Below are 25566 nucleotides of genomic sequence, written 5' to 3' on the forward strand. Positions count from 1 at the left end.
GCACATCTTCGCATGTCAGTGTCATGCAATTCAGTTTGCCATAGAGAACGCAAAGCTGCTTGGCGTATAGTAGGGACAAGTTGCTTACCGGTACGGGGTGGGGGAGCGGCTATGCGTCAGCTCCGCCCCTCCATCTCCCACAACTACGAGCACTAACCGGGGAACCACGAATGACCTTGCGTCCGGTCGATCCGTTCGAGTGGCGTCGGATTGTGCGACGTTGCCGGCTCGGCGCGACGACCAAGCATGTGGCGTCAGTCCTGGCGGACTACGCGAGCCCGGACGGGTCGGATGTCCGGCCGGGCAACGATCGACTCGTCGCGGTGACGGAGCTCGGGGAGAAGACGGTCCGGCGAGCTCTGGACAAGCTGCGGACGGTCGGCCTGATCCTTCGCGTGTTTGAGGGGTCGAAGCAGGGCCGGCGTGCGCTGGCAGACGAGTACCGGTTGACGGTCCCGGACGACCTCTCGGATCGGGTGGAGATGCTCGGCCCGGACGAGCGAGCACCGGTCAAGGTGACCGGTGATAAGCCGTCGAATCCTGTGGATAACCCAGTGGATAACGCCGAAACACCGGTCACTGAGACCGCTGATCCTGACCTGTACGACGTAGAACACCGGTCACTGGAGACCGGAACACCGGTCACTGAGTCCAGGAACACCGGTCACGGTGACCGCCCACCTAACCAAGCACCTACCAACACACCTACCAACAACTCAAATGACCGTGATCACTTCGGTTCCGTGGAAGGGAACGACGAAGCGGCTGAGCCGAAAAGCGATCAAGGTTTGAGTTACTCCGAGGCGTTCAAGATCAACAGCTCGCTCGGGGCTGAGATCGAAACCTTCGTCCTCGCAGTCAAGGCCGACGCCATCGAATACGGCCTCGAACCGCCGAGCGGGCAAGCCCTCGCGGTCGCCGTAGCCAAACTCGCCCTCCTCAAGTACCCCCAGTTGCTTCCCGAACGGAGAACCGCATGACCCCCAACGAAACTCCCGCCGCGGACCTGGCCAGCGCCCTCAGCTCCGCTCCCAATCGCGAGCGCATCTCCACCGGATTCGCTCACCTCGACGCCCTCACCTCAGGAGGGCTCCCGCCTGGCACCCTGACCGTCATCGCCTCCCGGCCCGGCATGGGCCGCACCACACTGCTGTACGACATCTGCCGCCACAACGCCATCCGCCACCACCTGGCGACGGGGCTGTGGACCCTGGAGGAGACCACCGAGGACGTCGCCACCCGCTTCCTGAGCGCCGAGACAGGGGTACCCCGCCACGCAATCCAGGCCGGCACCCTGGACGAAGAGGGCTGGCAGCGGATCGGCAAGCGGATGCAGGCCATTCAGGACGCCCCGATGATCGTCGATGCGCCACCGTCCCTCACAGCCGCCGAGATCGCCAGCAAAGCCACCGAACTGGTCGCAGAGCACGGAGTCCGCCTCATCGCCATCGACGGCATCCAGGACATCCGCCCGGAGAAGCGCAACGACCTTCGTGAACGCGAAGTTGGCGACGTCGTTCGCGATCTGAAGACCCTCGCTCGCGAACTCCAGGTCCCGATCGTCGCCACCTCGCACCTGAACCGCAGCCCTGAGTACCGACTCGACAAGCGGCCCCGGTTGGACGACCTACGCGAGTCAGGGGCAATCACCTTCGCCGCCGACCTGATCGTCATGGTGCACCGCGAGGACTACTACGACCCCGAGTCGCACCGCGTTGGCGAGGCCGACCTCATCTTGGCCAAGCACCGGTACGGCCACACCGCCATGCTCACTGTCGGCTTCCAAGGTCACTACAGCCGCTTCCTGGACCTTGGGCCCGACTTCAACCCGCCTCGCCCGACTGGGCCCGGGTTTGGATTCGCAAACATCTTCAAGGCTGGGCCGAAGGAGCCGTCATGACCAAGACGGACTTGCCAGACCTGAACGAGGCGACCCGTGCCGCTGTCGCTGCTCTCGCCCACCGTGTCCGGGAGCGTGACGCCCTCGACGACCGCCCCGACGCCGACCTGTTCGCCACCGAGTTCCTGACCGCGCTTCGCGGTCAGGGGTGGCGCCCTACTGCTGCCCGGCCGTCGCAGCCGTGGACTGAGCAGATCGGGCCACCGCCTCGCCCTGAGACGGCCCGCCGCGGCGCCGACCTGGCACGAGCCGCTCTGCGTGGCGAGGAGGTGTCATGAGCGAGCCCTTCCCGGTGTCCGTGCGGCGCCGGAGGCGAGACCGCGGTCTGACGCAGCAGCAGCTGGCCGACCTCGCAGACGTCAGCCGGGGCACCATCCGCAACATCGAGGGCGGCATGGAGCCGTATGCGGGGACTGTCGCCCGGGTCGAGAACGCGTTCGCCCGCTTCGACGAGTCCGCGACGGCTGTTGCGGTGGCCAACGGGCCGGCGCTGGTGTTCGTGGCTCCCGATGGTGCCGCTCACGCAGTCGACAGCGACCAGTGGAACGCGTCGGTTCTGTCGCCGCGGGATCGGACGCTGCTTCAGGCGCTGCTCGGCCATGTGACCGCCCGCCTCTCCGATCCCGGTCCCCCTGACCGCCCCCCGACACCAGACCTGAAGGAGCCCGCGTGAACGGAAGAGCGATCGTTCTCCGGGGAGACGCCCGCAACCTGCCCTTACCGGACGAGAGCGTCGACCTGATCGTGACGTCACCGCCGTACTACGGGCTGCGCGACTACCGCGACGGCGACGAGAGCCTCGCCGGCCAGATCGGCAACGAGCCGCACCCACGCGAGTACATCGACAACCTCCTCGACTGCACCCGTGAATGGATGCGCGTGCTCAAGCCCGAAGGCTCGATCTGGGTCAACCTGGGCGACTCCTACTACAGCGGCCGTGGCGCCCCGAAGGGGCAGGACGCGAAGTCGCCGGCCCGCCGCTTCGGTGTCCGCCCCCTCGATCGGTCGGGCCTCGGCTTCCCGCCGAAGTCGCTGATCGGGCTGCCTTGGCGATACGCCATTGGATGCGTTGATGACCTCGGGCTGACATTGCGGGCCGAGGTAATCTGGGACAAGCCCAACGGGCTCCCTGAAAGCGTGACCGACCGCGTCCGCCGCAGCCACGAGCACTGGTTCCACTTCACTCTTCAGCGCCGCTACTACTCCGCGGTTGATGAAATCCGGCAACCGGCCAGCGACTACTCCCGCCGCCCCGGAGCCCAGCGGGCGACACCGCCCGGTCAGCGCCGCCGCGCCATGGCCGACACGGTCAACCCGCTCGGTGCGCTTCCGGGCAGCGTTTGGGAGGTCGCCAGCCAGCCGCTCAACGTGCCCGAACACCTCGGCACCGACCACTACGCCGCCTTCCCCATGGAGTGGCCGCGCCGCATCATCCGCGGATGGTCGCCACCCGGCATCTGCACCGCCTGCGGCGAGGGCCGGCGCCCGGTGTGTGAGCGCACCCCGATGGTGTGGCGAGAGTCTCCGACGATCGCTGGCCGTACCGGGGACCGTAGCTACAAGCCCGCGTCGGGCACGATGCTGACTCCGCCTGAGACCCGCATCACCGGCTACGCCTGCGCCTGCCCCACACCAGTCGCGCCCACGCGGCCTGGGGTCGTGCTCGACCCGTTCGGCGGCTCGGGCACCACCTCGCTTGTCGCGGCCACGCTCGGCCGCCACGGCGTCAGCGTGGATCGTTCCGCCGACTACTGCCGCATCGCCCAGTGGCGCACCACCGACCCGGGGGAGCGCGCCCGAGCTCTGGGCCTGCCGAAGCCTCAGCCAGTCCACCCGGGCCAGGACAGCTTGTTCGAGGAGATCGCATGACCTCCCGCCCCCCCGACACTCCCCAACCTGAAGGAGCAGCCCCATGGCTGACACCGCGAGAGACCACTCCCGTTGCGCCGCAAGCCTCAAGGGCGAGATGGCCGACATGGGCGTGGACATCGCCGTCTCGACGTCGCGCCCGCTCGTGGCGGGGCCGTACACGACGGATGGGTTTACCTGCCCGCACGGAACCACGTACTGGATCGAGCCGACCGGCGAGCAGATCGCTGCGTGGGCCCGCGATGGCGTCGAGTGACGCGATCTTCCTGTTTTTCAAGATCGATAGAGGAGACCAACCATGGGTGACACCAAGACCGAGGCCACGGTCATCGACCTGAACCGCCCGTACCTGGGCTGGTTCGACCACTACCAGGAGGGCTGGCAGGCCGTCGTCGTCTACCTGAAGGACGGGCAGAGGAAGGCGTACCGGCTCGGGAACGGACTGCCGTTCGCACGGGTCACCGAGATGTGCGAGGTGCTGTCCGAGACAACCGGGCTGCCGGTCGCTGGCGAGCTGAGCAAGCGAGAGTTCGCCCTGCCCGTCGCCGACACCACCGAGGAGACCCCCAATGGCTGACACCAAGACCGAGGCGCCTCGGGAGGCGTGCGTGTCCTGCGGCGCGACACCCGACGTCCTGCATCTGATCGGGGACCCGGCGAGAGGCCCGTTCTGCGCAGACTGCGTGGCCGCCGGCATCGTCGGCCCGGAGGAGACCAAGACCGAGACGACGATCGCCGCCGACGAACTTAAGGCTGCCGCAGCGAACCTTCTGGAGATAGCCAAGGGTGATGCCAGCTCCGCGATGGTCCATCCACACCTGGCCAAGCATCTCGCCGCCTGGATGGCGAGCGCTGCGTGGTGGGCTGAACGTCGCGGCGGCGCTGACAAGTACGCGCTGGCTGTGGCTCGGGTCCTGAACGGGACCGCCCCATGATCGTCCTCGACGGGGTGTTCGCCCTCCTCGCCTCGCTGCGATCCCGCCCGGTCCCGTTCGGTCGGCCTGCCGTGGAGGAGGGCTCCCTGTCGGAGGTGGCCAACGTGGAGATCCCTGGACCGCACTACGTTCCGCCTGGTTCGGAGTGGCGGTTCCGGGCGAACACGGGCACGGAGCGGGCGGTGCTGGAGCAGTTGGCGGCGCTGACTGGGGAGCACGGCTCGTGGGAGGCGGCTCGTCGCGTGTTCGGCGCGGGGGCGGGGGACGGCTCGGACGGTGATGGCCGTTCCCGCGTCTCAGAGGCCGACAGAGCGGGCGTAGACGGCGTTCCGGTCTCCCGCTAAGACCCACCCCCTCTCGCGGGGCTGTACGGGCATCTACGGCCCCGCGAGCCGAACTCAAGATCCAATACATCAGTCATTCACGGATCCCCTGATCCATGTTCGAGAGAGGAATCGAACGAGATGAGCACATACCTCGTCTGGTCGAACGAGCACCGCGCCTACTGGGGGCCGAACAAGAGCGGCTACACCACCGACTGGCTGAACGCCGGCCGCTATGGCGCCAAGGACGCGGCCGACTGCTTCGGCGCCCGCAGCTGGGAGCCCCGCAAGCCGCCGCCCGAGGTGATGGTCCTCGCTCCCGACAGCGAGCAGAGCAGCTTCACGATCGCCGAGCTCCGAGCCCTCCCGATGGTGCTGGAGGCGCGGATCGTGAAGGCGACGAAGGCGGCCATGGCGGAGCGTCGGCGCATCGCTGCTAAGCAGCGCGCGGAGGCGTCCCGGTGAGCATCCGTGGAGTCGCCCTCAACTGCGACACCGAGGGCTGCTGGGCGTACTGCCAGATCACGGGACCCACTGTGGAGGCCGTGGTCGAGATCGCCGTGGAGCGCTACGAGTGGAGCGTGCGTGACGGGCAGCACTTTTGCAGCCCGTGCACGCGTAAGGCGTCGGGGGAGTCCTGATGGCCGTAGACGTCCGCTCGCTGGCCTGCTCCTACGTCCGGAACGGCAACGTCGCAGTCGTGTCAGCCACCCCCGCCGACGACGCGGACAGGCAGGCCGGTCACGTCATCGCGTACGTGCACGGCCAGTCCAGGACGTACCAGGTGACGTTGGGCCGGCGGGGCTGGTCGTGCACGTGCGAGGAGGCCAACTCCTGCCCGCACGCTGCTGCTGTGCAGCTCGTGACCGGGCATGACGGGCTGGCGCGGAAGTCGGGGGAGTCCGGGTGAACGGCTACTCCGGCTGCTCGCCGGCGGCTGGCGCTTCGACTCGGTGGCTGGCGATCAGCCACTCCCGGACCTTCCGCCAGGACCAGGCCGGAGTGCCGTTGACGGTGGTCTCCGGGGCAGGCATGGGCATCTCGCGTGGGCGGGTCTCGCTGCGAGTGGGTGAGCCTTTGGCGACCCAGGCGCGGCGGTACTTCTCCCAGTTGCGGACGGTGCTGACCGGGAACTCGGCGCCGAAGTCTTCTTGGGCGCGTTCGATGATCTCGGCGTATCCGACGATGTCGTGTCTCCCTGTCATGTGATCAGGGTACCGCCCATGGCTGCAGGGTCAAGCCAGAAGCGGCTTAGTCACAGTCAGGTCACAGCTTCTTAGCTCAGCCATAAATGGCTTGATGGCTAAGCCAGATTTGGTAGTCTTGGGTTATCAGCAAGGGACACCGCCCAGGGAGACGAAATGACCGCCACGCTCACCGCCCCCACCACCATCCGCGACCTGATCGCCCGCCGCGACCAGGTGCAGCGTGAGATCGAAGCCGACCTCCGCTCCGAGGGCATCGACCCCGAGGCCGGCGACTGGGAGCACCCCCGCAACGAGGAGTGGCTGCAGCTTCACGAGGCGGTCGAGAACGCCGTCGCCCAGGCGGTCAGCAAGCTCCGCCGCTAGACCCCAGGGCCCCGGAAGGGGCCCACCCCCTCTCCCTGACCCGAAACCCGACCCGACCCGACTCCGGAACGGAGCACTCAACCGATGACCCTCGACACCCGCGTCTACGTCCACGACGAGATCGCCTACAAGGACGTTTGGCTGAAGTGCAACCAGCTCATCGGCACGAAGGAGAACACCCGGTTCCGCGACGAGCAAGACAAGACCTGGCGCAACGGCGAGAGCTTCGTGGAGCCGGGTAACGCCTGGTCGATCGGGAACCTCGCAGGGCAAGGGCTGTGTGCCCTGCTGGACATCTCCTACCGTCCTGGCGCTCCGCTGCGCACAGCCGAGCAGGCGGCGGCGCACGATGAGGACATCTGCAACCTGCCGGAGTCCTCCTGGTACGACGCGGAGTCCGGCCCGTGTGACGGCTCGGACCACCGTCCGGCCTGCTGGCTGGAGGTCTCGTTCGACACCACCTACGGCTACAAGGGCGACAACGGCGAAGGCTGCGGCGACCTACACGCGCGCCTGGTCGCTGAACTCGGCCAATGGCTGGATGGGCGCGGCGTCCGCTGGACATGGGTCAACGAGTTCACGGGCGAGGTCCACTCCGGCTACGAGCGGCTGATCGACCTGTGCTCTGGCGGGTTCGAGGCTACGGCGTGGTTCCGGACGTCGGTCCTCCCTGCTATCGAGGCGCACGCCCGCCCGTCCTGACCTTCCCCGGCCCCGGTTCTCCACCACCGGGACCCTCTCCCTCTCCCCGTCCTCAGAGACGGGGAGACCCAACCCTTGGAGATCGACATGACGGAAACGCAGAAGCGCTGCCACACCTGCGGAGAGCTGCCCTTCGATAGGCCGCTCCCCGAAACCCACGAGTCTCTGCCCACCTGCCCCGACTGCCACGGCCCGCTCCTCAACCTGTGGCCCATCGACGCCTGACCCCCGGCCCTCTGTCCCCGGGTACGCCGGGAGGCGTTACACCCCAAGACCATCAACGACTCTTTTTCGAGGTCGGGGGCAGAGTGTTTACGCTGGAGAGGGGAAGGGTGTCGGGCGGAAGGGTGACAGGAGGCCGCCGTGACCGTCCTCGCGATCTTTCTTCTCGTCATTGGGACGATTCTTGTTCTCCTGGGGACGATCCTGATCGGCATCGGTGCGACCCTGGTCCTGCTGGGGATCGTGTTGATCGCTCTCGGGGCCTTCTTGCTGATCCGGAGAGCACTGAGACGCTGAGCTGCTTGCAGGCCGCCACGCGGACCTGCTCGGCCATCTCCGCCGTCACGACGGGCGACCGCAGAGCGAGCATCGCCTCCCGGAGGGTCGCGCTCGGGTCAAGCATGACGGCCGCGATCACTTCGTCGGCCTGGACGTACAGGCCGCGCGCAGCGGAAGGGGCGCGCGGCCCTGCCCGGCTACCTGCGGGTGTCGGCGTACTGCTGCCCCAGCCGCTCCCGCTGAGGCCCCACCTCCTCCTGCTGAGGCTCGTGGGTTTCCTCCATGCGGAGCGCCAGCCCGAGCACGAAGAACGTGGGCGCCCACTCGCCGACGAAGATCCCCCAACGGTCCGCGCGGGCGGTGTTCTCAGCGAAGTACGACGCCACCCACGAGGCGACGGTAAAACCGATGGATGCGATGCCGGCGGCGTACGCGTGTTCGGCTCGTATCCCCATCTTGTGAAGCGTGCGGATCATGATGCCCCCTGCTGTGGTCGATCCATCCCGCACCCCCGTACCCGACGACATGTCCGGTAACGAGCCGTTCCGAGCTTTTGGACTGCACCTATCCGAGAGGAAGCACACACGTGTCCACACCTGATCCCATCCCGGCAGAGGCCGTACAGGCCGCCACGCAGGCGATCATCGACCACTACGGGAGCCCAGAAACCAGCTCTTACCAGATCGCCACCATCGCTCTGGAGGCTGCTGCTCCTGTCCTCGCCGCCCAAGCCCGGAGAGCGACCTCCGAGCAGATCGCCCGAGAGATCGAAGCGGGTGCGCCGTTCCACTGGTCGCGCTCTCAGGCTCGGGCCTGGGCAGCCCGTATCGCCCGCGAGATGGGAGAAGCCCGTGGCTGACGACCTCCGCCAGCGCATCGCCGAGGCCATCGCCAACGCCGAGTGCGAGAAGCAGCCCCGCTGCGCCGACTGCATGGCCGACGCCGTGATGTCCGTCGTCGAAGACGAGGCGCTCGACCGCATGACGGAGCACTTCGTCAACGAGACGAAGGTCCGCTCCATGGACTTCCGCAACGGCATGTCCATGGATCTGGAGCCCGCCCGCGAACTGGCAGCAGTCTGGGTCGGATGCGCTCGCGGGATGCTCGGCGACGCCCCCAACTACACCGAAACCAAGGTCACGTACACCGTCAGCCTGGCAGGAGAGGTGGAGGAGTACGCCTTCACCTTGCAGCGGGTCGGGAAGCTGACGCCGCACGAGGCGCGGCAGCGGGCTGAGCGGGAAAGGGACGAGTGGCGGGAACGCGCTGAGAGGGCCGGGACGGAGCGCGACGAGCTACGGAGCCTGATCCGTCCCCTCACTTACGCGACGCCCTGCGAGTATGACCACGACGACCACTGCCAGGCCCACAGCCTGCACTCTAGGCCATGCCCGCACGCGCGAGCTCAGGAGCTGCTCGCCGCTCTCGACGCCCTACCTGAGGAGACCACCGATGGCCAGTGAACTCCGCTGCTCCGAATGCGGCAGGCCGTGCACGGCCGAGCCGTGCGGCTTCATGCACGCCGTCATGCGGATGCAGGTCGCCCTGATCCGGCAGATGATGGAGTCGATCCTGCGGGGTGGCGGCCGTGGCTGACGACCTCCGCCACCGCTAGCGTCGGCCTGTGGATGAACCCCTCCTGCTCGACCTCGGCGAGCCCTCCACCCGCGACCACGTTTCCCGGTGCGCGGCCTGCAAACACCGGCTGCGCACCGACGCGTCCCGAGCTCTCGGGTTGGGTCCGGACTGCGCGTCCAAGCTCGGCATCACCCCCCGCCGGCCCGTTCGGATCACAGGCGTGGAGAAGTGGCGAGACTGTGAAGGACAGATCGACCTGCTGGAAGAGGAGACATGACCGACGACATGCTGTCCTGGCTGAGGGAGCAGATCGAGCACCGCGTTGCCGTTGCTCGCGCTGCGACCCAGGGCTCCTGGAAGATCGGCGAGCCCCTGCCATACTCCGACCCAGGCGGCGGGATCAGCATCGACGGAGATGACGATGAGGTCGCCGGTCCAGGACATTCGGGTGGCGGAGTCTGGAAGCAGGAAGACGCGGCGCACATCACGTTCAACGACCCCCGCCAGGTCATCGCCGACTGCGAGGCCGCCTTGTCGCTGATCAAGCTCCACGACGACCTTCACGACTGCGTGACACCGACCTCATCGCAGGTATTCCCCGCAGGGGACAAGGACGAGATTCCCTGCCCCGTGCTGCAGCGGCTCGCGTTCAGCTACCGCCACCGCCCCGGTTACCGCCCCGAGTGGGCTCCCGAAGGGGCGACGTCTTGAGCACCGCCCACGACTGCGTCCGCCCCGACACGGCCAGCGACACCGAGTCGTGGCGCTGCCCTGACTGCGGCATGCTGTGGGAACCACTACCGCCAGAGCCGGCCGCGAAGCCGAAGAAGGAACCGTCAACAGGCAGAGACGTCATCCTGCCCACCGTAGGAATGGTCACAGTCGCGATCGCATGGGGTGCGGTCGTCAACTGGGCGGTGCGAACGCTACCGCCAGTCGTGACACTCATCGGCTTAGTCGCAACCGTGGCGATCATCGTAGTGGTTGCGCGCTGGCGGGATGCCCGATCGTGAGACGATAGCTGTCGATCTGCCGCCCTGGCATGCGGCAGACTCTCACTAGACGCGAAAGCGACCCTCCGCCGTCACTCGGAGAGCCGCCCTCAACCCGACACTTCAACCCCAACCGCCTCAGGTCTCCCGTACAGCGTACTGATCGGGGGAAGCCTGCATGTCTCAGCACACGTACGACCACTTCGCCGCCTTGCGCGACGCCCTCCAGCATTTCGACACCGCGCTCCTTCCTGGCACCCCTCGCCGATGGGCCGAACGGGACCTGACACCGCAGCAGCGCGACCGCATGAACCAGCGCGCCATCGAGGAACGCGAAGACAAGGTGCACAACCTGGCCCGCGGCCTGAAAGCTCTCGGCGACGGCAAAGCGCCGCTCAGGCTGGAAGTCCTGGACGCCGCCGCCGACATCACCGCCTCCGTCGCGGAGCTTGAAGACGCCGTCTGTGACGCCCTCGGCCTCACCCAGCTGCAGAAGGCGACCACCGTGGACCGGATCCGCCGCATCGTCGACCTCCTCGACCGGATCGACCTCCACGAAGACCTCGCCGACCACGTCCACCACGAAGCCCAACGGCTGCGCCGGCTCGCCTCCTCCGCCATAGGAGACGCCGAGACGGTGCGCAAGCTGAAGTTCCGCTGCCACATCTGCGACGCCACCAGCATGCGCGCCTTCCCCGAACGCGAGCTCATCATCTGCGTCAACAGCGAATGCCGCTGCGACGACGCCGAGTGCCCGTGCGGTTGGGAGCGCCCGCAACGCCACAAGTGGACGTTCGACCAGTGGCCTTGGCTCGCATCCCTCCTGGACGAAGGCATCGGAGTGGACGCATGACCGGCGACATCCTCGACGACCCGCTGTTCACCGCCGAGGAAGCCGCCGAGGAGGTGGGCGTGAAGGTGGCCACCATCTACGTGTGGGTCCACCGCGGCCATCTCACGCCGGCGGGCACACGCGGCAAGCACAAGCTGTTCCGCCTCGGGGACGTGTTCGCCGCGGAGTCGACACGCGACCGAAAGAGGCGCAAACGTCCCGTTGCGTGCTAGCCTGCTCACTGAAAGATCAAACGGCGTGCGTGAGCCATGCCCAAAGAGCCCCACTTCGGTGGGGCTTTTCGCATGTCAGGGCTCCTATACGCAGCTAGAGATCCCCATATGCGCGCACTCTGGCGAGGAGTGCGCAGCTCCACGGACAGCTTCCCCCAGGTGGCCCACCGTGTAGAGCGACGTGTCGGCCCGGTCCCGTTCTGAGGGGGTCGGGATCGGGATCGACACCAACCAGGGGTGCATTGAAGCGGTCGATCCCCGGGTTTCGAGCAGGTTCACGCATGTCAAGTGTGGCGTTGGTCACCTGATCGTTAACGACCTGCGGATATGTCCCGCAAGGCCCGTGTAGCACGGGGTTTGCCCAGATCAGCCCGATAGAATCGAAACATCGTTCGACCCCAATCCGGGGATGCCCTGACGGTCGCGGTAACGATCCGCCAGGGCTGCCGATCAACCTCTGCAACAGGAGATCGACATGGAGAACAGTAGCTTGCCGCCAGGATGGCCAGCCGGCCAGGGGCAGCCTTCGAGCGACGTAGCCCTCTTCGGCAACATCGAGTGGGGCATCCGCGAATTCAACGAGACTGCCATCCTGACCGCGACCATCGACGGCACCCCGTACTACGAGGCAGCGGGGCTGACCGCCCTCACCGGACACACCAACGCGGCCAAGGCCGTGCGTGATCTGGTCGCGCCCGAGCACATCGAACGACTCGACATCACCCCAGCTCAGAGCATCATAACTTCGGTTCGCGTGGGCCGACCTGCGGTAACGCTGGGCCCCAATCCGATCCGCCTCTTCGTCACCCGTGAGGGCGCCAACCGGCTGGTCCTCGACTCCCGCCTGCCCGGCGCCCGCCGACTCAAGGCGTGGCTCGCCGACGAGGTGATGCCCGCGATCGAGGACAACGGTTCCTACATCGCCCCCGGCACCGAGACGATCGACCTCGACCTCAACGACCTCGGCGAGCTGGAGAAGCTCAACCTCGCCTTCGGCCATGCCATCGCCGCCGCCAAACAGGAGCGTGTGGGCCGCCTCAAGGCTGAGGCGCGCGTGGCCGAACTGGAACCCGCCGCCGCCCAAGCTGAGGTGTACGCCTCCGCTGATGGGCTGACCACGAAGCGCGCGTTCGCTCGTGACGTGCAGCAGTGGTACAGCCCTCGCGGCGTGAAGGTGACGCAGCAGCAGGTGTTCGACTTCCTCGGCCACATCGGGCTCATCATCCGCGCCGCCGGCAGCGAGCACGACCAGGCGACGGCGCAGGCCATCAAAGATGACCGGGCCAAGAACGCGACCAAGAACGTGGAGATGCCCGACGGCACCATCCTCAAGGTCAAGTACGGCAAGCTCACGTCCAAGGGCGAGAAGTACGCCTGGCGGCGCATCTACGCCGCGATCGGCGAGTACGGCACGCTCGACCTCAACGTAATCCGCAAGGCCGTCGTCCCTGTCGCCTGACCTCATAGACCTCCGGGCGGGTAAGCATTCGAGGGCGACAAAATCCACTTCTAGCTGCCGCCTTCGCGCTTGGGTTAGCCCGCCCGGACCCTTCTCGAATACCCGTTCGATCGCTGGGTACTCTGACCCTCGTGCAGCAAGACCCTCCCGTCGTAAAACTCCCAGGCCACCCAGCCCGCGCCGGGTACCTGTTGGAGTGGAGGCAGAAGCCGGACCGCACGTGGGAAGCGCTGGTCGAGTACATGGTCGACGTGCCCGGCGGCTACCGGGCCCACCTCGAATCCCACACGGACTGGTTCCCCGCCCACCAGGTAGAGCCCCTCGCTGGCGTCGACTACAGCCGCGTACCCCGCATCCGAGCTCAACCAGAGTAGTAACCCGACCCGCCACGAAGCCCGCCGATTGTGCGGGCTTTCTGCATGTTCGAGGGAGTTTCACATGTCCAGCGCTGAACGCGCCGCAGACCTTCGAGCGCAGGCCGACGCCCTCGATGCGCTGGCCAGCCTCGAAGCCGAACTGACCGCCGCGAAGGCGGCCTACACTGCCAACCCGAATCCGGAGACGCTCGCCGCGAAGCGGGCGGCGATGGACAACATCCGCGAAGCCCGCTCCCTCACCCGCACTGAGGGTGTGTCCGTAGGCGGCGACGCCTACGTGGATAAGGAGGTCTGACAGTGGCTCTCAACGGAAGCGGCCTCTTCGTCGCCACGTTCGTGGACATGCTGGACGACACCGCCCTGGACATCGACTGGACCAGCGACACCGATCTCAAAGCCGCGCTGTACACGAACTCGATCACGACGCCCGACCTGACCACAGCTGTTGGCTACGGTGCTGCCCCGTTCAACGTCAACGAGGTGTCTGGAGCGGGCTACACGGCCGGCGGCGCGGTCCTCACGGGCACGACTCTGACTGGCGCGGCTGGCGTGATGACGTTCGACGCGACTGATGCCCAGTGGGCCGCGTCTACGATCACAGCCGCCGAGGGCGTGCTCATCTACGACAACAGCCAGACGGGCAAGAACGGCCTCGTCCTGGTCGACCTCGGAAGCCCCTACTCGACCTCGAACGGAACGCTCCTAATTTCCTGGAGCGCGTCGGGCATTGCGGCTGTCGATCTTGTGCCCTGACCTGCGCTAACCATGTTCGGAGGCTGGCGTGGCGGTCCGGTTCGAGCCGAACGAGAACTACACCCGAGCCATGTCGCTCGGCACTCAGACGACGTGGACGGTCGCGTGCTGGGTGAAGATCGTCGTCGATACGGGGACGTTCACCACCGCCTGGGTGATCGACAACGGCGCGGCCGACTACCTCAGCCTCAAAGCCGACGGTACCGGCACCCTGATGCGCGCCTTGACCAACGAGGGCGGCACCCTCGCGAGCCGCGAGTTCACGGTCGGTACCTGGTACTTCACCGCCATCGCGATCAACGCGACGGCCGGCCGTATGGTGACCCGGGCGATCGGTGATGGCTCGTTCACCACGGCCACCTGGTCGTCTGCGCACACGCTGAACGCAGCGAACCTGCGGATCGGTATCTGGCCGTCCAACATGGACGGCCTGAACGGGTCCATCGCCGGGCTGAAGATCTGGCAGGCTGCCTTGTCGCAGTCGGAGATCGAAGCGGAGTACGCCCAGTTCGCGCCCGTCCGGACGTCGAACTTGTACGCCTACTACCGGTTCGCGTCACCCAGCACCACGGACGACTCCGGTCAGGGGCGCAACCTGTCCGGCGGCACAGGCGTCACCACGGACACGGACCCGGCGATCGGCGGAAACGCCACCGCCGCACCGGCGACCGTCCAAGCGGTCGCGTCCATCCCCGCGCCCAGCGCCACAGACGGGCAGGTCAAACTCCGGTCACACGCCTCCGCCGCCACCCTTGGAACGTCGTCCACATGTACGGTCAACCGGCCGGCCGGGACCGCCGAGGGTGACCTGCTCCTGGCGTTCCACTCCACCAGCAACGGTCACTCCTCCGGCATGACCGCCCCGGTCGGGTGGACGCTCGTCGACACGATCGGGTCGAACTCGGCCGCCTATACCAAAGTGTGGAAGCGGACCGCGACCTCGTCCGAGCCGGGCTCGTACGCGTTCGGGCAGCTGTCCAGCTCCGAAGGCGTCGCGATCGTCGCAGCGATCACCGGCGCAGACCACGACACCCTGGTCACCGCCCAGGGCGGCTACTCAGGCGCGACGGTCACCTGCCCCAGCATCTCCCCGGACGCGAAAAGCCTCGACCTGCGGTACGCGGCTGGCACCCTGTTCACGCCGGGCGGCATGTCGTGGTCCGCCCCAGCCGGCTACACCCAGATCGCCGACCTGCAGTCCGGGCTCTACATTTGTGGCAGCCTCGCCGTCCGTGAGTGGACCGGCGGCGCGACCGGCGCGAAAACGTTCACCGCCGGCACTTTGGGCGGCGGCACCGGCTCGTCGGTAGGCGTGAACCCGGCACCGCCTCCATCGAACGTTGACGCCACCGCCACCCCCAGCGTGGTGTCCGGCGCCACCACGACTCCGGGTCCGACCACATCGTCCGGCTCTCGCACTGCTGCGTCTACGGTCTCGGTCGCAGCTGGTATCCCTGCGCCTACGGTCAGGGTCAACGGCACGGCCAGCGCATCAACGGTGCAGGCGAGTGCGAGCCTCCCGGCCCCGACTGTGGCTGCTGGGGTGACCGCCCAGGCCGCCACGGTGCAGGCGCCCGCGACGCTGCCCGCTCCCGCAGTTGCGGCGGTTACTACGGCGTCCCCGATCACGGTCACGGCTACCGCGTCGATTCCGGCTACTGCTACAGCCATCGGCTCTACAGCCGCCCTGAACGTCGTCGAGGCCACGGCCAGCGTGCCTGCGCCCACCACGTCTGCCGGGGCGACCTCGGCTGCTGGTGTGGTCTCGGCGACCGCCATCGTCCCTGCGGTGTCGGCTGCGTCGGGCTCAACGGCCCGCCCCTCCGTGGTGCTGGCCACCACGCAGGCTCCGACTCCGGTCATCTCCGCAGGCGCTTCGGTCGAGGCGGGTCTGGTCCAGGCCGTAGCGTCCGTCCCCGAGCCCACCGTGGCCACCGGCCAGGTCGCTCAGATTGCGACCGTCACCACGACGGTCGCAATCCCCGCACCCGAGATCGCGTACGGGCAGACCACCACAGCGGACACGGTCGCCGCGGTTGCGTTCATCCCGTCGCCGGCAGTCCAGTCGGGCAGCTCGACCACAGCCACCCCCGACACGGTCACAACTGCGACAGCGATCACGACTCCGGGCGTCTCGACAGGATCCACTGCCAGCGCGCCCGTGGTCGCCGCTGAAGCCTCGATCGCTGCTTCCACGGTCTCCGCTGCGGCGACAGCGTCTCCGGGAGCTGTAGCCGCTTCTACGACGATCCCGACACCCATCCTGGCCGAGGGATCAACGGCAACCCCGGACACCATCCAGGCGAGCACCAGCATCCCCACGCCGACCGTCGAGGCCGGCGGGAACGCCACTGTCCACCCGCCTACGATCCCTGCGGCGGCGAGCATCCCAGCGCCGGGCACGACCAGCAGCTCCACAGCGGCGCCCACGCTCGTGCTCGCCACAGCCGCGGTCCCGACACCGACCACGACGGTTCTGGTCGCTGCTACGCCGGCAGCCGTTCAGGCGTACGCCACGATCCCCGCGGCGTTGATCGCGTCCACGGCGCGGCCTCCCACGGTGGCTGCGGTGGCATCCATCGCAACGCCGGCCGTGTCGAGCGGAGACCTGCCCCAAGAGATCGACATCGCCATAGGTTCGCCGCGCCGGCACTGGACAGCCGCGGAACCTCACAGAACATGGCGAGCCGAAACACCAACACGAGCCTGGTCTTCCGCCCCGCCACGACGAACGCCATGAGAGGGGTGGATGGTGCTCTGCGCTGACGGCATCCCGGAATTCCCTTCGGGGACACTGGAGTACATCCACTCCGGCACCATCACCGGCACCTACGACCCCGCCTCCACCCCCGTCTTCATGGCGGTCGTCGCCTACAGCAACGAACCAGGAACCGACGACTGGTACCCCGCCGCATGGGACACCGAACACGGCACAGCGAAAGTCCTGTACGGGGCCGGCAGCGCCCTCGGCACGCTCGACGAAGGCATGTACGACGTGTGGGTGAAACCCGTCACCGCCAACGAGGCACCCCTCATCAAATCCGGGCCGATCAGGATCACGTGACCGCATGCCCTTCTCCGACAGTCAAGGCAAGGACTGGGCACTCGACGCCTACCTCAAGGTGCGGCCCGACCACGTCATCGACATCGGCCCCGGCGCTGGCACCTACGCCAAACTGATGCGACCTCACCACAAGGCGCGCTGGGTCGGCATCGAAGCGTGGGGCCCGTACATCGCCGACTACCAGCTAGACCAGCTGTACGACGTCGCCCACGTGGCGGACGCCCGCCTCGTCGACTGGACCTGGTTCGCAGGCCGCGCCGACCTCGTCATCATCGGCGACGTGCTGGAGCACATGACGTCCGTCCACGCCGCCGTCCTCCTCGACCGGCTCAAGCGCGTGGCGACCAACCTGCTGGTGTCCATTCCGGTGCTACACATGGACCAGGGCGCCGTGTTCGGCAACCCGTTCGAACGCCACGTCGACCACTGGACATACGAGGCCATGCTGGACGAACTCAACCCCGGCGTGGCCGACACCTGGCACGGGGGCGTCCTCGCCTACTACTGGTGGCGCAACCCCACCGCCTGAGACCGCCGGGCTCTCGCCACACACGAGGAGAAACCCCATGCCCGATCCCGAGGACCCCATCACCCAGCTCGCTGCCGCAGCCGTGGGACTTCACGAGCTGTATGTCAGCCTCGTAGCGGCTGGATTCACCGAGAGCCAGGCCCTGCACCTTGTAGGTCAGGCGCTCAGTGCAGCAGCCCAGGGACAGTCGGGCTGAACCAGCCACGCCCGTCACGCTCTGTACAACTCGTCACATGCGGGAAGACCGAGGATCAGCTACACAGCGTGAGAACAGCAGGAGGGCCGATGTCCGGCAAGTGGGCAGACTCCAACCGCCGAGCATCCCTTCCCCGCAACTGGCCTGAGATCCGCGAGCAGGTCAAACGCAGGGACGGCTACCGCTGCACAGCCACCCTCAGAGACGACACCCGCTGCCCCGACCCCGGCACCGACGTCGACCACATAGGCGACCCCCACGTGCATGAGTTGAAGAACCTCAGACTCCTCTGCTCCTGGCACCACAACAAGAAGAGCTCAGCCCAAGGCAACAGCGCACGCAACAAGCCACCACCACTACGCCGGCCCGCAGAGAAGCACCCAGGCATGCGGTGACCTCGCAAGCCAGAGCAGAGGGTGGCGGGTACCCCCGCCCCCAGGGGTATCCCGCATCGGGAAGGTGCTGTGGCCGCCCTCGCGTACGGGCCTGGGGCATTTCAGCTCTCGCTTGAGGTGCGGGCCTGTGCGTCCGTCAGTGCGGCTCTCAGGGCCGTCTAGATACTTCTCCGTCATCTGGCGGAGCTCACGTGGTGCCAGCCCGTCAGGGGCGGCGCTGCTGTCCCGACATGGGAGGTAGAAGTCATGGCCGGTATGGGCCCCGCTCCGAAGGATCCGTCGAAGCGAGCTCGGCGTAACAAGGACCCTCAGCCGCAGACGATCCTGCGGTTCGAGCAGGCTGAAGCGCCAGAGCTGCCGACGTTCGAGCTCCTGCAAGAGGGCGAACTGGTCGAGTGGCGTTGGCCGGCCCGGACGGAGGACTGGTGGCAGACGTGGCGTGACTCGCCGCAGGCTGAGCACTTCTCCTCGACGGACTGGCAGTTCCTCCTGGACACCGCTCTCATTCATGCCCGGTTCTGGATGGGCGATCTTTCGGCGGCGGGAGAACTGCGACTTCGGGTGGCGAAGTTCGGGGCGACGATGGAGGACCGGGCGAGGCTGCGTATGCAGTTCGCGCAGGCCGATGAGGCGGATGGCCGCCGGCCTGAAGGCGTTCCGTCGTCGAGGGAGCGCCGCGGGGTGCTGCGCGCTCTGCCGGATCCCAAGGCGTCGAACGAGTAGCCATGCCGTGGATTCCCCCCGAGCCTGGGGCGGTTCCTACGCTCGGCTATGACGTCATCGACTGGATCGCAGAGCATCTCGCGGCGCCGGATCGCGGCGAGTACGAGCCGTTCGTGCTGTATCCGGAGCAGGAAGACTTCGTTCTCCGCTTCTACGAGATTAACCCGCGTACCGGTAAACGCCGGTTCCGTCGTGGCGTCATCTCTCGGCCGCGAGGATGGGGCAAGAGCCCGTTTCTCGCTGCGCTGGCGATCGTGGAGGCGCTCGGCCCGGTGGTGCCGGACGGATGGGACGCGGCCGGCCAGCCGGTGGGCAAACCGTGGTCTGAGGTGCGGACGCCGCTGGTGCAGATCGCCGCGGTGTCTGAGACGCAGACGAAGAACACGTGGGCGCCACTGCTGGAGATGCTGCAAGGCCCAGTGTTGGACGCCTACCCCGGCCTGGAGCCGCTGGAGTCGTTCGTCAATCTGCCGCGCGGCAAGATCGAACCGATCACGTCGTCAGCGCGGACGGTGAAGGGTAACCGGGCCGTGTTCGCGGTGCTGGACCAGACCGAGGAGTGGGTGAAGGGCAATGGCGGCCTGAACCTGTTCCAGAAGATGAAGAACAACGCCGCCAAGATCGGCGGGTCGTTCGTCGAGTCGCCGAACGCCTACATCCCGGGGCACGGCAGTGTCGCGGAGGAGTCGGCGGCGTTCTTCAAGGCGATCCGCGAGGGCCGCGCCAAGGACGACGGCTTGTACTACGACCATCGTGAGGCGCCGCCAGAGACGGACATGGCCGACCGGGAGTCCCTCACGGTGGGGCTGCGGCTGGCGTACGGGGACTCTGCCGGGCATCCCGAGGGGTGTGTGTTGCACACGCCGGCGTGCCCGCCTGGGCACGTGGACTTGGATATCCTGGTGGCGACTATCTGGGATCCTTCGTCGGATCCGCAGGAGTCACGCTCGGACTTCCTCAACCAGGTGACGCATGCGTCCGATGCGTGGCTGTCGCAGCCGGAATGGGCGGCGTGCGCCGATTCGGCGAAGGTGGTTGCGGACGGCGAGACCATCACACTTGGGTTCGACGGCTCACGCAAGCGGAACCGGGGCGTCACCGACGCGACCGCGTTGATCGGCTGCCGCATCTCGGACGGGCATGTGTTCCCGATCGGGATCTGGGAGGAGCCGGAAGGTCCCGCTGCGGACGGATGGCAGGTTCCGGTGATCGAGGTGCTGGCCGCGGTGCGCAGCGCGTTCGACCGGTATGACGTGGTCGCCTTCTACGCCGACCCTGCCAAGTGGGAAGGGCACGTCGCCGACTGGGAAGCCGACTACGGCTCCCGGTTGAAAGTGAAGGCCGCACGGGATCATCCGGTCGAGTGGTGGATGTCCGGAGGGCGGGCGGTGCAGATCGTCCGAGCCACGGAGCGGCTGCACAACGCGATCGTCGACAGGGAGATGACGCACGACGGGTCGCATGTCCTGACCCGGCACATGCTGAACGCGCGCCGCCGCACCTCGCGGACGGGACTGCAGATAGCCAAGGAGCACCCGGACTCTCCGCGGAAGATTGACGCCGCAGTGGCGTCCATCCTGGCGTGGGAAGCACGGGCGGATGCGATCGCCAAGGGCGTGCTGGAGCAGGCCGAAGAGATGCAGGGTTACACCTTCTGACTAGGGATGCGGGGTGCGCTCGTGCTGGATACCACCCCGCTAACGCCGGACTGGTGGCTGCTGCGGCTCGGCCGGAAGCTTCGGGACCGGCAGATGCAGCTGAATTGCTGGTGGGACTACTACTCGGGTAATCCGCCGCTGCCGCAGGGTCCAAAGGGGCCCGCGTCGGTGTACCTGGACTTTCAGCGGAAGGCGCGCACGAACTTCCTGCAGATGGTGGTCGACGCGAGTGTTCACCGACTGCTGGCGATCGGCGTCACCGACGCCGCCGGCAAGTCGGATGACGAAGCGTGGCGGTGGTGGCAGCAGAACCGGATGGACTCCCGCCAGAAGCAGATCTTCAGGACCGCGCTCAGTCAGTCCGAGTCGTACGCGATCGTTGGCCCGCATCCGAAAGACCCGAAGCGGCCTCTGATCACCCCGGAGCATCCGCGCGAAGTGATCGTCGAGTATGACCCGGCGACAGGGGAGCGGATCGCGGCACTGAAGGCTTGGTATGACGACGTTGAGCAGGTGGGGAAGGCTACCGTCTACCTGCCTGATGTGATCGTCAAGTATCAGACGGGTCGGCGCTCCGGAGGCCGGGCGTTGCCGTGGGGGGCCGAGAACTGGGGTCCGCGGTTGGACTTCGACGGCAGCTATGTCGAAGCCCAGTCGAACCCGCTGAACGAAGTCCCGGTGGTGCCGTTCACGTGTGCTCCCGAGCTCGGCGAACTGCCGCAGCCGGACTTCGCGCAGGGCATCGACATCCAGGATCGGATCAACCTGTCGATGCTGAACCGGATGACGGCCGAGCGGTATTCGGCTTTCCGGCAGAAGTACGTGACGGGTCACCGATTCCGGGAGATCAAGGACGAAGAGACTGGGCTGCCGATCCTGGACCCGATCTCGGGTCAGCCGCAGATCGAGCAGCCGTTCCGGCCTGACCCGGGCAGCTTGTGGGCGTCGACGGGGGAGAACGTCAAGTTCGGCGAGTTCTCTCAGACGGACCTGATCGGCTACCTGAAAACTCACCAGGCCGACATCCTGGATCTGTTGATTCTGACGCACACGCCGGCGTACTACTACGCGGGCGACCTGATCAATGTGTCGGCTGACACGGTGATCGCGCTGGACACGAACCATGTGGCGAAGATCGGCGAGTATCAGACCGGGTTCGGCGAGTCCCTGGAGGACTTGTTCGGCCTGGCGGCGAAGATCGCCGGTTCGGAGCGGGATTTCGTTTCTTCAGAGGTCCGCTGGAAGGATCCGCGCCAGCTCAATCCGAGCGTCATGGCCGACATGGCGACGAAAATCAAGAGCATCGGCTATCCGCTCGGCGTCGTCGCGGAGCGGATGGGCGAATCGCCGCAGCAGGTCAAGCGGATCACCACCGGGCAGGCGCAGGACGCATTCCTCGCCGCGAGTCTCAACCCGGCCGTCGCCCAGCAGCAGGCCCCGCAGCAGCCGCGGCAGGCTGAACGGCCACCGCCGGACAACCTGGACTAGGAGGCCTGGTGGCGTACGAGCAGCAGGCCGCGATCGCCGCCGCCTACATCGCCTCCACCGTCGAACTCCGTCTGTCACTCCTGGACGCGATCGTGGCGTTCTTCCAGCGGCTCACCTCCTGGCGCGACGCCGACGCCGACACTTTTGTGGCCGGCACGGTGCCGATGGTGCGCGGCGCCCAGCAGGCGATGGTCACGATGACCGACGCCTACATCGCGGCGATGCTGGCGGACCTGCTCGGCGAGGACATCCAACCGCTCGGCCTGCAAGCCGAGGACAACCTCCGCGGTGTTGACGCGGAGGCGGTGTACCGGCGGCCGTTCACTCAGATCTGGACTGACCTGTCGCAGGGATCGCTTCTGCGAGACGCCATCCAGGCCGGGGAGCGGCGATCGGAAGGCCTCGCAGCGACCGATCTGGAGTTGGCCAAGACGCACGCCTCACGGCAGGCGCTCGAAGGCCACGACGATGAGCGGATCGTCGGATACCGGAGGGTGCTGACGGGGGCGGAGAACTGCGCCATGTGCGTGCTCGCCTCCACACAGCGCTACCACATCGGGGATCTGCTGCCGATCCATCCCGCGTGCGACTGCGCCGTGGCGCCCATCATCGGCGACGCAGACCCGGGGCAGATCATCAACTCCGTCGTCGTCACCGAAGGCGCCCAGGCGCTGACGACGAACAGCCAGGGAGTGAACGTGTTCTCCGGCGACCAGCTCACAGACCTCGGGGAGCTCTTGGAGCCCCTGCACGAGGAGATCGAGAAGCGTTTCGGCAAGTCCGACAGGGGCGGCCGGGCTCTCGATTACCGCAAGGTCCTCACCGTGCACCAGCACGGCGAGATCGGCCCCGTTTTGGCGGTCAAAGGCCAGCACTTCACGGGACCTGCAGAAATTCCGACCCACTGACCGCCCGTCATGGGCGCGTGTCCCGACATGGGAGATCACCCGCATGAACACTGCCGTGCTGCCCGTACACCCGTACACCGGCCTCCGCGCCATTGCCGTTCTGCCCTCGGGCAGGGTGGTGTGGCCGATCATGGGAGGGTCCGGCGACGGGGGACAGCCGCAGGGGACGCAAGAGCCCGCCACGGGCCAGCCCGCCCCTGTCGCACCGGCCACAGCGCCTGCCCAGCAGACGCAGCCGGGCCAGCAGCCCCAGCCGACCACGCAGCAGCCCGCCAACGACCGCGGTTACCCGGACAACACTCCGGTCGCCGACATGACGGTCGATCAGCAGGCCGCCTACTGGAAGTCGCACGCGCGTAAGCACGAGGACCGGCTGAAGGCGATCGACGTCACCCCCGAGGAGCTCACGCGGCTCCGCGAGGCCGACGCCGAGATGCAGAAGCTCGCCGACGCTTCCCGCACCGACATGGAGAGGGTTGAGGCGCGAGCGACCGCCGCCGAGCAGAAGGCCGCGGCGATGGAGCCCGAACTGCTTCGGCTGCAGGCAGCCATCAAGGCCGCTCTGCCTGCCGAGGTGTCGGCGAAGCTGATCGCCGGTTCCCGCCGGATCGTCGGCAGCACAGCCGAGGAGTACGAGGCCGACGCCGCCGACTACTTCGGGTCCGCGCCGATCCAGATCGCCCCTCCCGCGCCTCCGGTGCTGGACCAGGGCGCCCGGCAGACCGGCAAGCAGGCCCCCTCCGTGGCCGCAGGACGCGACCTGTGGGCTGAACGGCACGGCAACAAGACCACCTGAACTCCCTGAGGAGACACCTATGGACCTCAGCATGAGGACCGAGAACTTCAGCTTCGACGACCAGTCGTGGCTCGGCTCCGCTCACGGGACCGACGCCGCCCGAACCATCACCCTGGACGTGTCCGCTTTCACTGCGGGCGTCCACTACCCGAACGGCTACTTCCCGTCCGGTCTCCCGCTCGCGAAGATCACCGCGTCGGGCAAGTACGGCCCCTACGCCGCCAACCCTGGCGAGGTGCAGACGGTCACCATCACCGGCGGCCCGACCGGCGGCACCTACACGCTCACCTTCGACGGCGAGACCACCGCGGCGATCGCCTACAACGCGACCGCGTCGGCCGTGCAGACCGCGCTGGAGGCGCTGTCCAACATCGAGCCCGGCGACGTGACCGCCGCCGGCGGCCCGCACCCCGGCACCGCGGTCACGGTCACCTTCGCGGGCGGCTACCTGGGCGAGAACGTGCCGCAGATGAGCGCCGCTTCGGGCTCACTGACCGGCGGCACCACGCCGACTGTCACCGTGACGACCACGACCGGGGGCGGCTCCGGCTCCGCGGACGGTACGGAGATGCTGGCCGGGTTCCTGTTCTGCGCCGTGGACGCCCCCGCCCTGACCACGACGGACGTCGGTGCTGCCCTGCTGGAGCACGGCCGTGTCATCGCTTCCAAGCTGCCCATCGCCGTCGACGCCGCCGGGCAGGCGGACGTCGCCGGCCGGATCATCTTCGCCTGATAGGGGCTCCTGATGCTGATCAACACTGACTACATCACCCCGGCGGAGCTCACCGGCTACGTGCGGGCGGGCGCCGCTGACTGGGCGCGCAACCAGTTCTCGCTCGCGAGGTGGCTGCCGAACAACCCGATCGACGACCTGGACTTCCGCTTCACGCGCGGCGGCGAAGGTCTCATCGAGGCCGCGACCTTCCGCGCCTACGACGCCGAGTCGCCGATCGGTTCCCGGCCTGGCGCGGTCCGTATCTCGGGCGAGCTCCCGCCGATCAGCCGCAAGATCCGGCTGGGCGAGTACGACCGGCTCAAGCAGCGCAAGCTGGATGACCGGATCCGCGGCGCGCTCATGTCGGACGCCGAGCGCATGGTCAAGAGCATCATGGCGCGGATGGAGCTGGCCCGCGGCGACGCGCTCGTCAACGGCAAGGTCACCATCTCGGAGAACGGTCTCATGGTCGAGGCTGACTTCGGCCGGTCCGGGTCCATGTCTGTGGCGCCTGGCACGCTGTGGTCGGACCTGGCGACCGCCACTCCGCTGACGGACCTGCTCGCGTGGCGGGAGACCTACATCTCCACCAATGGCGAACTGCCCGGCGCGATCGTCACCAGCACGCGGGTGCTGAACTATCTGCTGCGCAACGCGGAGATCCGGGCGCTGGCCGCGACCGCGATCGGTACGCCGACGCTGGTGGCGCCGGGCATGCTGACGCAGGTGTTCGAGGCGCACGGCCTGCCGCCGGTGTACGCCTACGACGCCCAGGTCAAGGTCAACGGCTCCGCCACCCGCGTGGTGGCTGACGACAAGCTGGTGCTGCTGCCCGCTCCGGGCGACGCCAACAGCCCCGAGTCCTCCGACCTGGGCGCCACTCTGTGGGGCACCACGGTGGAGGCCACCTCGCCGAAGTACGCGATCGAGATGGGCGAGGAGCCCGGCATCGTCGCCGGATCGTACGAGGACGAGGACCCGATCGCGCTGTGGACGAAGGCGTCCGCGATCGGCCTGCCGATCCTGGCCAACCCCGACCTCGCCATGGTCGCTGACGTCGCCTAGGAGG

At 67.5% G+C, this 25566-nt stretch carries 40 protein-coding genes; 38 read left to right on the forward strand and 2 right to left on the reverse strand.

Translation table 11 applies throughout. The features are described from left to right. Positions 1-170 precede the first annotated feature (170 nt). The 12 genes from E1286_RS04990 (at position 171) to E1286_RS05045 (ending at position 5937) form a co-directional block, all read left to right on the forward strand. Complete coding sequence (locus E1286_RS04990) at positions 171-980, forward strand: helix-turn-helix domain-containing protein (protein ID WP_132609130.1); 810 nt, start codon at positions 171-173, stop codon at positions 978-980. Then, on the forward strand, positions 977-1900 hold the full coding sequence (locus tag E1286_RS04995) for a DnaB-like helicase C-terminal domain-containing protein (protein WP_132609133.1): 924 nt from the start codon (positions 977-979) through the stop codon (positions 1898-1900). Before E1286_RS04990 ends, E1286_RS04995 begins: the two co-directional genes overlap by 4 nt. Then, a complete protein-coding gene (locus tag E1286_RS05000; RefSeq protein ID WP_132609135.1) occupies positions 1897-2178 on the forward strand; it encodes a hypothetical protein in 282 nt (93 codons plus the stop codon). Before E1286_RS04995 ends, E1286_RS05000 begins: the two co-directional genes overlap by 4 nt. Then, positions 2175-2573 (forward strand): helix-turn-helix transcriptional regulator, encoded by a 399-nt coding sequence (locus E1286_RS05005; RefSeq protein ID WP_132609137.1) that lies wholly within the window; start codon positions 2175-2177, stop codon positions 2571-2573. Before E1286_RS05000 ends, E1286_RS05005 begins: the two co-directional genes overlap by 4 nt. Next, positions 2570-3769, forward strand: coding sequence for a DNA-methyltransferase (locus tag E1286_RS48770; protein WP_132609139.1), 1200 nt, complete (start codon positions 2570-2572; stop codon positions 3767-3769). Before E1286_RS05005 ends, E1286_RS48770 begins: the two co-directional genes overlap by 4 nt. 43 nt (positions 3770-3812) lie before the next feature. After that, entirely contained in the window at positions 3813-4025 is a 213-nt protein-coding gene (locus E1286_RS05015; protein ID WP_132609141.1) for a hypothetical protein, read from the forward strand. Positions 4026-4067: 42 nt separating this feature from the next. After that, positions 4068-4346, forward strand: coding sequence for a hypothetical protein (locus tag E1286_RS05020; protein ID WP_132609143.1), 279 nt, complete (start codon positions 4068-4070; stop codon positions 4344-4346). Further along, positions 4339-4704, forward strand: coding sequence for a hypothetical protein (locus E1286_RS05025; protein WP_132609145.1), 366 nt, complete (start codon positions 4339-4341; stop codon positions 4702-4704). Before E1286_RS05020 ends, E1286_RS05025 begins: the two co-directional genes overlap by 8 nt. Next, positions 4701-5048 carry a hypothetical protein gene (locus E1286_RS05030; protein ID WP_132609147.1) on the forward strand — a complete coding sequence of 116 codons (348 nt, stop codon included), beginning with the start codon at positions 4701-4703 and terminating at the stop codon, positions 5046-5048. The genes E1286_RS05025 and E1286_RS05030 overlap by 4 nt, the downstream gene beginning before the upstream one ends. A 120-nt stretch (positions 5049-5168) precedes the next feature. Then, complete coding sequence (locus tag E1286_RS05035) at positions 5169-5492, forward strand: hypothetical protein (protein WP_132609149.1); 324 nt, start codon at positions 5169-5171, stop codon at positions 5490-5492. Then, positions 5489-5668, forward strand: a complete 180-nt coding sequence (locus tag E1286_RS05040) for a hypothetical protein (RefSeq protein ID WP_132609151.1) — start codon at positions 5489-5491, stop codon at positions 5666-5668. Before E1286_RS05035 ends, E1286_RS05040 begins: the two co-directional genes overlap by 4 nt. Next, on the forward strand, positions 5668-5937 hold the full coding sequence (locus tag E1286_RS05045; RefSeq protein WP_132609153.1) for a hypothetical protein: 270 nt from the start codon (positions 5668-5670) through the stop codon (positions 5935-5937). The genes E1286_RS05040 and E1286_RS05045 overlap by 1 nt, the downstream gene beginning before the upstream one ends. A 4-nt stretch (positions 5938-5941) precedes the next feature. Here E1286_RS05045 and E1286_RS05050 read toward each other — a convergent pair whose 3' ends face one another. Beyond that, the gene (locus E1286_RS05050; protein WP_132609155.1) at positions 5942-6232 is read right to left on the reverse strand and encodes a hypothetical protein; all 291 of its coding nucleotides are present in this window, start codon (positions 6230-6232) and stop codon (positions 5942-5944) included. 156 nt (positions 6233-6388) lie between these two features. On the opposite strand from E1286_RS05050, the gene E1286_RS05055 reads away from it, so the two are divergent. The 4 genes from E1286_RS05055 to E1286_RS47565 all read left to right on the forward strand — a co-directional run bounded on the left by E1286_RS05055 (position 6389) and on the right by E1286_RS47565 (position 7819). Continuing rightward, the gene (locus E1286_RS05055) at positions 6389-6598 is read left to right on the forward strand and encodes a hypothetical protein (protein ID WP_132609157.1); all 210 of its coding nucleotides are present in this window, start codon (positions 6389-6391) and stop codon (positions 6596-6598) included. An 84-nt stretch (positions 6599-6682) separates the two neighbouring features. Continuing rightward, positions 6683-7300: a hypothetical protein gene (locus E1286_RS05060; RefSeq protein WP_132609159.1), complete on the forward strand. Its 618-nt coding sequence runs from the start codon at positions 6683-6685 to the stop codon at positions 7298-7300. An 87-nt stretch (positions 7301-7387) separates the two neighbouring features. Then, positions 7388-7525: a hypothetical protein gene (locus E1286_RS47560; RefSeq protein WP_165969575.1), complete on the forward strand. Its 138-nt coding sequence runs from the start codon at positions 7388-7390 to the stop codon at positions 7523-7525. Positions 7526-7663: 138 nt separating this feature from the next. Beyond that, on the forward strand, positions 7664-7819 hold the full coding sequence (locus E1286_RS47565; protein WP_165969576.1) for a hypothetical protein: 156 nt from the start codon (positions 7664-7666) through the stop codon (positions 7817-7819). A 179-nt stretch (positions 7820-7998) separates the two neighbouring features. Here the strand turns inward: E1286_RS47565 and E1286_RS05070 are convergent, their stop codons facing one another. Beyond that, on the reverse strand, positions 7999-8277 hold the full coding sequence (locus E1286_RS05070) for a hypothetical protein (RefSeq protein ID WP_246074463.1): 279 nt from the start codon (positions 8275-8277) through the stop codon (positions 7999-8001). Positions 8278-8387: 110 nt separating this feature from the next. Between E1286_RS05070 and E1286_RS05075 the strand changes: the two genes are divergently transcribed. From E1286_RS05075 to E1286_RS05170, 22 genes are all read left to right on the forward strand, one after another. Further along, the gene (locus E1286_RS05075) at positions 8388-8660 is read left to right on the forward strand and encodes a hypothetical protein (RefSeq protein WP_132609163.1); all 273 of its coding nucleotides are present in this window, start codon (positions 8388-8390) and stop codon (positions 8658-8660) included. Continuing rightward, positions 8653-9264, forward strand: a complete 612-nt coding sequence (locus tag E1286_RS05080) for a hypothetical protein (protein WP_132609165.1) — start codon at positions 8653-8655, stop codon at positions 9262-9264. The genes E1286_RS05075 and E1286_RS05080 overlap by 8 nt, the downstream gene beginning before the upstream one ends. Then, positions 9254-9397 (forward strand): hypothetical protein, encoded by a 144-nt coding sequence (locus tag E1286_RS47570; RefSeq protein ID WP_165969577.1) that lies wholly within the window; start codon positions 9254-9256, stop codon positions 9395-9397. Before E1286_RS05080 ends, E1286_RS47570 begins: the two co-directional genes overlap by 11 nt. Positions 9398-9425: 28 nt before the next feature. Next, positions 9426-9656, forward strand: a complete 231-nt coding sequence (locus E1286_RS05085) for a DUF6011 domain-containing protein (protein ID WP_132609167.1) — start codon at positions 9426-9428, stop codon at positions 9654-9656. After that, positions 9653-10090: a DUF6221 family protein gene (locus E1286_RS05090; protein WP_132609169.1), complete on the forward strand. Its 438-nt coding sequence runs from the start codon at positions 9653-9655 to the stop codon at positions 10088-10090. Before E1286_RS05085 ends, E1286_RS05090 begins: the two co-directional genes overlap by 4 nt. A 459-nt stretch (positions 10091-10549) precedes the next feature. Continuing rightward, positions 10550-11224, forward strand: coding sequence for a hypothetical protein (locus E1286_RS05095; protein ID WP_132609171.1), 675 nt, complete (start codon positions 10550-10552; stop codon positions 11222-11224). Next, the gene (locus E1286_RS05100) at positions 11221-11436 is read left to right on the forward strand and encodes a helix-turn-helix domain-containing protein (RefSeq protein ID WP_132609173.1); all 216 of its coding nucleotides are present in this window, start codon (positions 11221-11223) and stop codon (positions 11434-11436) included. The genes E1286_RS05095 and E1286_RS05100 overlap by 4 nt, the downstream gene beginning before the upstream one ends. Positions 11437-11911: 475 nt before the next feature. Beyond that, a complete protein-coding gene (locus E1286_RS05105; RefSeq protein WP_132609174.1) occupies positions 11912-12895 on the forward strand; it encodes a phage antirepressor KilAC domain-containing protein in 984 nt (327 codons plus the stop codon). Between the two features lie 438 nt (positions 12896-13333). Continuing rightward, positions 13334-13567, forward strand: a complete 234-nt coding sequence (locus E1286_RS05110; RefSeq protein ID WP_132609176.1) for a hypothetical protein — start codon at positions 13334-13336, stop codon at positions 13565-13567. A gap of 2 nt (positions 13568-13569) precedes the next feature. Continuing rightward, positions 13570-14025, forward strand: a complete 456-nt coding sequence (locus E1286_RS05115; protein ID WP_132609178.1) for a hypothetical protein — start codon at positions 13570-13572, stop codon at positions 14023-14025. Between the two features lie 28 nt (positions 14026-14053). Continuing rightward, positions 14054-16765: a LamG-like jellyroll fold domain-containing protein gene (locus E1286_RS05120; RefSeq protein ID WP_132609180.1), complete on the forward strand. Its 2712-nt coding sequence runs from the start codon at positions 14054-14056 to the stop codon at positions 16763-16765. A 9-nt stretch (positions 16766-16774) separates the two neighbouring features. After that, complete coding sequence (locus tag E1286_RS05125) at positions 16775-17089, forward strand: hypothetical protein (protein ID WP_132609182.1); 315 nt, start codon at positions 16775-16777, stop codon at positions 17087-17089. A 4-nt stretch (positions 17090-17093) separates the two neighbouring features. Beyond that, on the forward strand, positions 17094-17618 hold the full coding sequence (locus E1286_RS05130; protein WP_132609184.1) for a class I SAM-dependent methyltransferase: 525 nt from the start codon (positions 17094-17096) through the stop codon (positions 17616-17618). 37 nt (positions 17619-17655) lie between these two features. Further along, positions 17656-17814, forward strand: a complete 159-nt coding sequence (locus E1286_RS47575; protein WP_165969578.1) for a hypothetical protein — start codon at positions 17656-17658, stop codon at positions 17812-17814. Positions 17815-17903: 89 nt separating this feature from the next. Further along, positions 17904-18209, forward strand: a complete 306-nt coding sequence (locus tag E1286_RS05135; protein WP_132609186.1) for an HNH endonuclease — start codon at positions 17904-17906, stop codon at positions 18207-18209. Positions 18210-18455: 246 nt separating this feature from the next. Further along, complete coding sequence (locus E1286_RS05140; RefSeq protein WP_132609188.1) at positions 18456-18932, forward strand: phage terminase small subunit; 477 nt, start codon at positions 18456-18458, stop codon at positions 18930-18932. Positions 18933-18934: 2 nt separating this feature from the next. Further along, complete coding sequence (locus tag E1286_RS05145) at positions 18935-20590, forward strand: terminase (protein WP_132609190.1); 1656 nt, start codon at positions 18935-18937, stop codon at positions 20588-20590. Between the two features lie 21 nt (positions 20591-20611). After that, entirely contained in the window at positions 20612-22078 is a 1467-nt protein-coding gene (locus E1286_RS05150; RefSeq protein WP_223189561.1) for a phage portal protein, read from the forward strand. Between the two features lie 92 nt (positions 22079-22170). Beyond that, positions 22171-22986 carry a hypothetical protein gene (locus tag E1286_RS05155; protein WP_132609192.1) on the forward strand — a complete coding sequence of 272 codons (816 nt, stop codon included), beginning with the start codon at positions 22171-22173 and terminating at the stop codon, positions 22984-22986. A 43-nt stretch (positions 22987-23029) separates the two neighbouring features. Beyond that, complete coding sequence (locus tag E1286_RS05160; RefSeq protein WP_132609194.1) at positions 23030-23782, forward strand: hypothetical protein; 753 nt, start codon at positions 23030-23032, stop codon at positions 23780-23782. Between the two features lie 19 nt (positions 23783-23801). Next, on the forward strand, positions 23802-24515 hold the full coding sequence (locus E1286_RS48775) for a hypothetical protein (RefSeq protein WP_187368118.1): 714 nt from the start codon (positions 23802-23804) through the stop codon (positions 24513-24515). Positions 24516-24527: 12 nt separating this feature from the next. After that, entirely contained in the window at positions 24528-25562 is a 1035-nt protein-coding gene (locus E1286_RS05170; RefSeq protein ID WP_132609196.1) for a major capsid protein, read from the forward strand. Positions 25563-25566 lie beyond the last annotated feature (4 nt).

This window comes from Nonomuraea terrae, assembly GCF_004348995.1.
GTDB classification, from domain to species: domain Bacteria; phylum Actinomycetota; class Actinomycetes; order Streptosporangiales; family Streptosporangiaceae; genus Nonomuraea; species Nonomuraea terrae.

Bases quoted from the DNA above. Each gene is read 5' to 3' on its own strand.
- E1286_RS04990 (WP_132609130.1), top strand. From the start codon at position 171: ATGACCTTGCGTCCGGTCGATCCGTTCGAGTGGCGTCGGATTGTGCGA.
- E1286_RS04995 (WP_132609133.1), top strand. From the start codon at position 977: ATGACCCCCAACGAAACTCCCGCCGCGGACCTGGCCAGCGCCCTCAGC.
- E1286_RS05000 (WP_132609135.1), top strand. From the start codon at position 1,897: ATGACCAAGACGGACTTGCCAGACCTGAACGAGGCGACCCGTGCCGCT.
- E1286_RS05005 (WP_132609137.1), top strand. From the start codon at position 2,175: ATGAGCGAGCCCTTCCCGGTGTCCGTGCGGCGCCGGAGGCGAGACCGC.
- E1286_RS05015 (WP_132609141.1), top strand. From the start codon at position 3,813: ATGGCTGACACCGCGAGAGACCACTCCCGTTGCGCCGCAAGCCTCAAG.
- E1286_RS05020 (WP_132609143.1), top strand. From the start codon at position 4,068: ATGGGTGACACCAAGACCGAGGCCACGGTCATCGACCTGAACCGCCCG.
- E1286_RS05025 (WP_132609145.1), top strand. From the start codon at position 4,339: ATGGCTGACACCAAGACCGAGGCGCCTCGGGAGGCGTGCGTGTCCTGC.
- E1286_RS05030 (WP_132609147.1), top strand. From the start codon at position 4,701: ATGATCGTCCTCGACGGGGTGTTCGCCCTCCTCGCCTCGCTGCGATCC.
- E1286_RS05035 (WP_132609149.1), top strand. From the start codon at position 5,169: ATGAGCACATACCTCGTCTGGTCGAACGAGCACCGCGCCTACTGGGGG.
- E1286_RS05045 (WP_132609153.1), top strand. From the start codon at position 5,668: ATGGCCGTAGACGTCCGCTCGCTGGCCTGCTCCTACGTCCGGAACGGC.
- E1286_RS05050 (WP_132609155.1), bottom strand. From the start codon at position 6,232: ATGACAGGGAGACACGACATCGTCGGATACGCCGAGATCATCGAACGC.
- E1286_RS05055 (WP_132609157.1), top strand. From the start codon at position 6,389: ATGACCGCCACGCTCACCGCCCCCACCACCATCCGCGACCTGATCGCC.
- E1286_RS05060 (WP_132609159.1), top strand. From the start codon at position 6,683: ATGACCCTCGACACCCGCGTCTACGTCCACGACGAGATCGCCTACAAG.
- E1286_RS47560 (WP_165969575.1), top strand. From the start codon at position 7,388: ATGACGGAAACGCAGAAGCGCTGCCACACCTGCGGAGAGCTGCCCTTC.
- E1286_RS05070 (WP_246074463.1), bottom strand. From the start codon at position 8,277: ATGATCCGCACGCTTCACAAGATGGGGATACGAGCCGAACACGCGTAC.
- E1286_RS47570 (WP_165969577.1), top strand. From the start codon at position 9,254: ATGGCCAGTGAACTCCGCTGCTCCGAATGCGGCAGGCCGTGCACGGCC.
- E1286_RS05090 (WP_132609169.1), top strand. From the start codon at position 9,653: ATGACCGACGACATGCTGTCCTGGCTGAGGGAGCAGATCGAGCACCGC.
- E1286_RS05095 (WP_132609171.1), top strand. From the start codon at position 10,550: ATGTCTCAGCACACGTACGACCACTTCGCCGCCTTGCGCGACGCCCTC.
- E1286_RS05100 (WP_132609173.1), top strand. From the start codon at position 11,221: ATGACCGGCGACATCCTCGACGACCCGCTGTTCACCGCCGAGGAAGCC.
- E1286_RS05105 (WP_132609174.1), top strand. From the start codon at position 11,912: ATGGAGAACAGTAGCTTGCCGCCAGGATGGCCAGCCGGCCAGGGGCAG.
- E1286_RS05110 (WP_132609176.1), top strand. From the start codon at position 13,334: ATGTCCAGCGCTGAACGCGCCGCAGACCTTCGAGCGCAGGCCGACGCC.
- E1286_RS05125 (WP_132609182.1), top strand. From the start codon at position 16,775: ATGGTGCTCTGCGCTGACGGCATCCCGGAATTCCCTTCGGGGACACTG.
- E1286_RS05130 (WP_132609184.1), top strand. From the start codon at position 17,094: ATGCCCTTCTCCGACAGTCAAGGCAAGGACTGGGCACTCGACGCCTAC.
- E1286_RS47575 (WP_165969578.1), top strand. From the start codon at position 17,656: ATGCCCGATCCCGAGGACCCCATCACCCAGCTCGCTGCCGCAGCCGTG.
- E1286_RS05135 (WP_132609186.1), top strand. From the start codon at position 17,904: ATGTCCGGCAAGTGGGCAGACTCCAACCGCCGAGCATCCCTTCCCCGC.
- E1286_RS05140 (WP_132609188.1), top strand. From the start codon at position 18,456: ATGGCCGGTATGGGCCCCGCTCCGAAGGATCCGTCGAAGCGAGCTCGG.
- E1286_RS05145 (WP_132609190.1), top strand. From the start codon at position 18,935: ATGCCGTGGATTCCCCCCGAGCCTGGGGCGGTTCCTACGCTCGGCTAT.
- E1286_RS05160 (WP_132609194.1), top strand. From the start codon at position 23,030: ATGAACACTGCCGTGCTGCCCGTACACCCGTACACCGGCCTCCGCGCC.
- E1286_RS48775 (WP_187368118.1), top strand. From the start codon at position 23,802: ATGGACCTCAGCATGAGGACCGAGAACTTCAGCTTCGACGACCAGTCG.
- E1286_RS05170 (WP_132609196.1), top strand. From the start codon at position 24,528: ATGCTGATCAACACTGACTACATCACCCCGGCGGAGCTCACCGGCTAC.